Origin of the sequence: Loigolactobacillus zhaoyuanensis (assembly GCF_003946385.1) — a bacterium.
Classification (GTDB): domain Bacteria; phylum Bacillota; class Bacilli; order Lactobacillales; family Lactobacillaceae; genus Loigolactobacillus; species Loigolactobacillus zhaoyuanensis.
Genome location: NZ_RHOE01000113.1, coordinates 1 through 4,089 on the forward strand (window position 1 = coordinate 1; position 4,089 = coordinate 4,089).

Consider the following 4,089-nt stretch of genomic DNA (forward strand, 5'->3'; position numbering starts at 1 on the left):
CGTTCTCAGAAAGTGGTGTGGTGGCGATAGCAAGAAGGATACACCTGTTCCCATGTCGAACACAGTAGTTAAGCTTCTTAGCGCCGATAGTAGTTGGGAGAGCACTCCCTGCGAGGGTAGGACGTTGCCACGCACTTTATAGAAGCAGTCAAGTCATTGTGACTTGACTGCTTTTTTTGTGTCTTAAGATTTTAAAGTTTGAGTTACTGATCATATGTTGCCGATTATTATCCATAAATACCGGTTGGACAAGGATGCAACTACTAGTTGCGTGAATGTCATACTTCTGTACTAGTAAGTTTCTCGTGTTTTCGGCATAATAGAATTAAATGAAAAGTAGGAGTGATTGGAATGGCTAATATCATATTTGCTCAATAACTGAAACATTTCAGGAAGGAAAAGGGTTTATCCCAAGACGCAATTGCCCAGCAGCTATTTATTTCGCGGCAGGCAGTGTCGCGCTGGGAGAGTGGTGAAGCAACGCCAGATATGACTAATTTAGTGCAACTAGCTAAATTCTTGGCAGTCGATCTGGATGAATTAGTATTAGGAAAACGGCCAACTACTGATAATGTGAGAGAACCGGCAACTAGTACAAGTGTTAAAATGAACGGTTGGGAGTTCCTAACGCATTACTGGTGGCTTATATTTGCAATTGGTGGCTGGTTGACCTGGTTTATTCCAGCTATTACACGAACGTTTCACTAAATTCGGTTAGCTAATAATTTCTGCGATAGTTCTTAATTAATAGTAAGTTTTGATTTTAGAACCAAACTGATCAGCTGGATTGAAGCGACGCTATGAAAAATTTTAATGAGATATTTTTAATTCTAAATGACTTTACAAATGCATAGAATCCTGTATAATTATTAGTGTTGTTACAGTATGGCCCGTTGGTCAAGTGGTTAAGACACCGCCCTTTCACGGCGGTAACATGAGTTCAAATCTCGTACGGGTCATGTATTAATGCCGTCTTAGCTCAGTTGGTAGAGCATCGGTATCGTAAACCGAGGGTCACAGGTTCGACTCCTGCAGACGGCATATCTAGGTTTTGAGTGATTTTAAATCATTCATTTAACCCCTGTAAAGGCTGATAAATCAATGAATATTGATTATCGGCTTTTTGTTTTATTTTAAATAACTAAAAGTAAAGTATGTTCAAAAAATCAAATAAAGCTGTGGGTGGGAAAGTTGTTACGCTTATGGGTGACGGCTATTTTTGCGCAATAGAATACGAACAGTATTTAAACGATATTGCCATAAGTGATAACGCCCTATATACTTACATCATGGTCAATTTTTAGGGAGTAGCTACCCTATTGCGACTTAGTGAGCAGCTCGTAAAAGTCACACTATCCCACCAATACTATATAAAACGGTGGTGATGGCTTTATGTGCCATTTGGTTGCCGGACTAGGATGATCAAAACGGTTTACGCCGTGGCGATTTTTATTCTTTCAAGCGTGGCGATTAACTTTGCCAAAGCCTTTGAGATAATAAAAAAAGCTAACCGCAAAAAGGGTTAGCCCACACTAGCACGTGCTATACTCACGCTGAGCGACTGCTACCACTAATAGCAGTCACTTATATTACCAGAAACAACATAGAATGCAAGCAATCATAACGTTAGCGAGCGCTAACATCTTAGCCAATATCAGTGTTTCTAAGCATCTATTTTGAGTTGTATGGTTTTGTGAGGTTCTTAAACTTATCACTCCCATTACAATTATATCTTTCGGCTATCCGTATAACCGGTAAAAACTTATTTTAGTTGGCTTTTTTGGTAAAATAGATCAAATTCACTTTCTCTTTACCTTGGAAAACTTGTAAAAGCGATCCTGGTTGAGTTTTGTAAGGTTATCACTAAATTAAAATTGTGGGTTTTTGTTTATTTAAAAATGGTTATATACGTTCCCTGACAAGTACGATTTACACGCTAAATGGGGCTATTTGTCAAGGGCGGCGTAAAAATGTAGGTTTATGGCGGTTAAAAAATGTAGGTTTGTGGCGGTCAATCGGCTCCCTTAATTCGATAAGATTTACCGGTGATTTTAATTACGTAGGCATGATGAACCAACCGATCTAGAATAGCGGCAGTAACAGTCGGATTTTGAAAAGTTTCGACCCAGTTTGAGAGGTCGCTATTACTTGTAATAATGGTTGAATGCCGCTCATACCGTGCATTGATCAATTGAAACAAAAGATTGGCTTCATCATGATTGATCGGTAAATAACCGATCTCATCAATGATCAATAGCTCATAGCGGGCATAACGACTAATGTTACGGTCTAACGTCCCTTTAGCATCAGCTGCCCGTAAATGCGCCAATAGTTCATGACAGTTGATAAAAAAAGCTCGTTTACCCTGATGACAAGCCTCAATACCGATACCAATCGCTAGATGCGTTTTCCCCACACCAGGACTACCAATGAAAATCAGATTCTTGTGTTGTTCGAGAAAGGCTAAGTCCTGAAAGCCTAAGATTTCTTGCTTATTAATACTGGGTTGAAAATTAAAATCAAAGGCGCTCAGGGCCTTCGCCTGAGGAAAACGGGCCCGTTTGATGATTCGTGCTATTTGTTGGCTTTGTGTCCAGGCCAATTCAGTGTTCGTCAGCTCAAGCATGGCATCGGTAAATGAAAGCTGTTGCCCGTTGATCTGATCAATATATTCCGGCAAATAGGCGTGCATCTTACTTAATCCTAGAACATCGAGATTATTGAGTAACGCTTGGAATTTAGTTGTTGTTTGTCGCATGTTACACCTCGTCATAGGCACTCATATGGGCCGCAATATAAGCTTTGATGTCCGTCTCACTACGTCCCTTAAGTAGATCTGAACCAAGAATATTGATCTGGTCATCCTCGTTGTAATTAAATTGCTGGGTTGTAATATCGTGCGCGCGAATCAATTCTCCGTTATAATAAATTTGGATGTGATGTTCATCATTAGACAGTTCAATATTGACTGTCCGTCCGATATACTGTGGATCCACGGAGTATTTGCATTTGCGAAAGATAACCATTGATTCCTTCGACACGACACGGGTAATGTCTTCTTCGAAGTAGGGGTTGAGTAGGTCATCTGGTAGTTGGTGTAGATACTCTTTTTCTTCGGCTAACCACTTATCTTGCGGGATATCATTGATTGCCTGTGAGACCTCATGATTAAGCTCATCACATAGATCATCGACCAAATTGATCAATTCAACACCGTCGCAGAACTCATAGTTGTAAGGACGTAAACGCTCAACTGTCCGTGCTAAAGCCTCAACACAGCCCTTGGTTTGTGGTCTAAAAGCACGACAAGCAATTGGCTTGTATCCGGCATCTTGGCTAAACTGACGAAAACGTTCATTGAAAACTGGGTGACCAAAATTTGATTTGGAATGGTCAACGACTTGTTTCATATTATCAAACCAGATCTCGGTCGGTACGCCGCCGGTGTGCCAAAAGGCATCATTAAGACAGTTAAACAAAGTATCTTGGCTACGTTCGAAAATCAAAGTCAAAAATTTTAATTTTGAGTAAGGTAAGACATATAGAAAAATATTGAAACGATAGGGTTTACCTTCCTTGTTGTAAAGCGTCATCTCCTCTTTCCAATCAACTTGAGCTGACAGACCAGCAGTATGTTCAACTCGAATCGTTGCTTTGTGCGTCCGTTCCTTACGGATAGTAGCACAGTAGGTTTTAACGATCGTATATTGACCCTGAAAACCTTTCTTTTGAATGAACTTGAAAATCGCCATAGCCGAACAGTTTAGTTCAAGTTTAGCCTTGATAACATCACGGTAAGAATCAAGTAGGCTAGGTCGTTGCTTTGTCGTCTTCTTCGGCTTAGGGTCACCACCCTTAACTTCTTGATAAGCCTTCTTAGCAGTGCGGTAGTCAACGTCATATTGTCGGCTTAAAGCGGCGTAATTTGGTTTGATATCATTATCCACGTAACGTTTCACTCCTTCTCTAATGTCGTGTCTCACATCGTTAACCTCCTCGATTAAGATGTGATTAATGGTATCAAAAAATGTAGGAAAACCGACAACGATCTCGCCGCCCTTTTCCTACATTTTATAACCGCCGTTTACA

General features: G+C 40.3%; 3 protein-coding genes, 2 tRNA genes and 1 rRNA gene. 4 read left to right on the forward strand and 2 right to left on the reverse strand.

Annotation, left to right across the window (positions count from 1 at the left end; all coding sequences use genetic code 11):
* Nucleotides 1-16 precede the first annotated feature (16 nt).
* The 4 genes from rrf to EKM76_RS12920 all read left to right on the forward strand — a co-directional run bounded on the left by rrf (nucleotide 17) and on the right by EKM76_RS12920 (nucleotide 1,041).
* Nucleotides 17-133 (forward strand): 5S ribosomal RNA (gene rrf, locus EKM76_RS12905).
* A gap of 305 nt (nucleotides 134-438) precedes the next feature.
* Complete coding sequence (locus EKM76_RS12910; RefSeq protein ID WP_404802990.1) at nucleotides 439-708, forward strand: helix-turn-helix domain-containing protein; 270 nt, start codon at nucleotides 439-441, stop codon at nucleotides 706-708.
* Nucleotides 709-887: 179 nt separating this feature from the next.
* Nucleotides 888-959 (forward strand) — tRNA-Glu (locus EKM76_RS12915).
* 9 nt (nucleotides 960-968) lie between these two features.
* A tRNA-Thr gene (locus EKM76_RS12920) sits at nucleotides 969-1,041 on the forward strand.
* A gap of 970 nt (nucleotides 1,042-2,011) precedes the next feature.
* On the opposite strand, the gene istB is transcribed toward EKM76_RS12920, so the two are convergent.
* Entirely contained in the window at nucleotides 2,012-2,758 is a 747-nt protein-coding gene (istB, locus tag EKM76_RS12925; protein ID WP_010012133.1) for an IS21-like element helper ATPase IstB, read from the reverse strand.
* Between the two features lies 1 nt (nucleotide 2,759).
* Nucleotides 2,760-3,983 (reverse strand): IS21 family transposase, encoded by a 1,224-nt coding sequence (gene istA / locus EKM76_RS12930; RefSeq protein ID WP_125550977.1) that lies wholly within the window; start codon nucleotides 3,981-3,983, stop codon nucleotides 2,760-2,762.
* Between the last annotated feature and the right edge of the window lie 106 nt (nucleotides 3,984-4,089).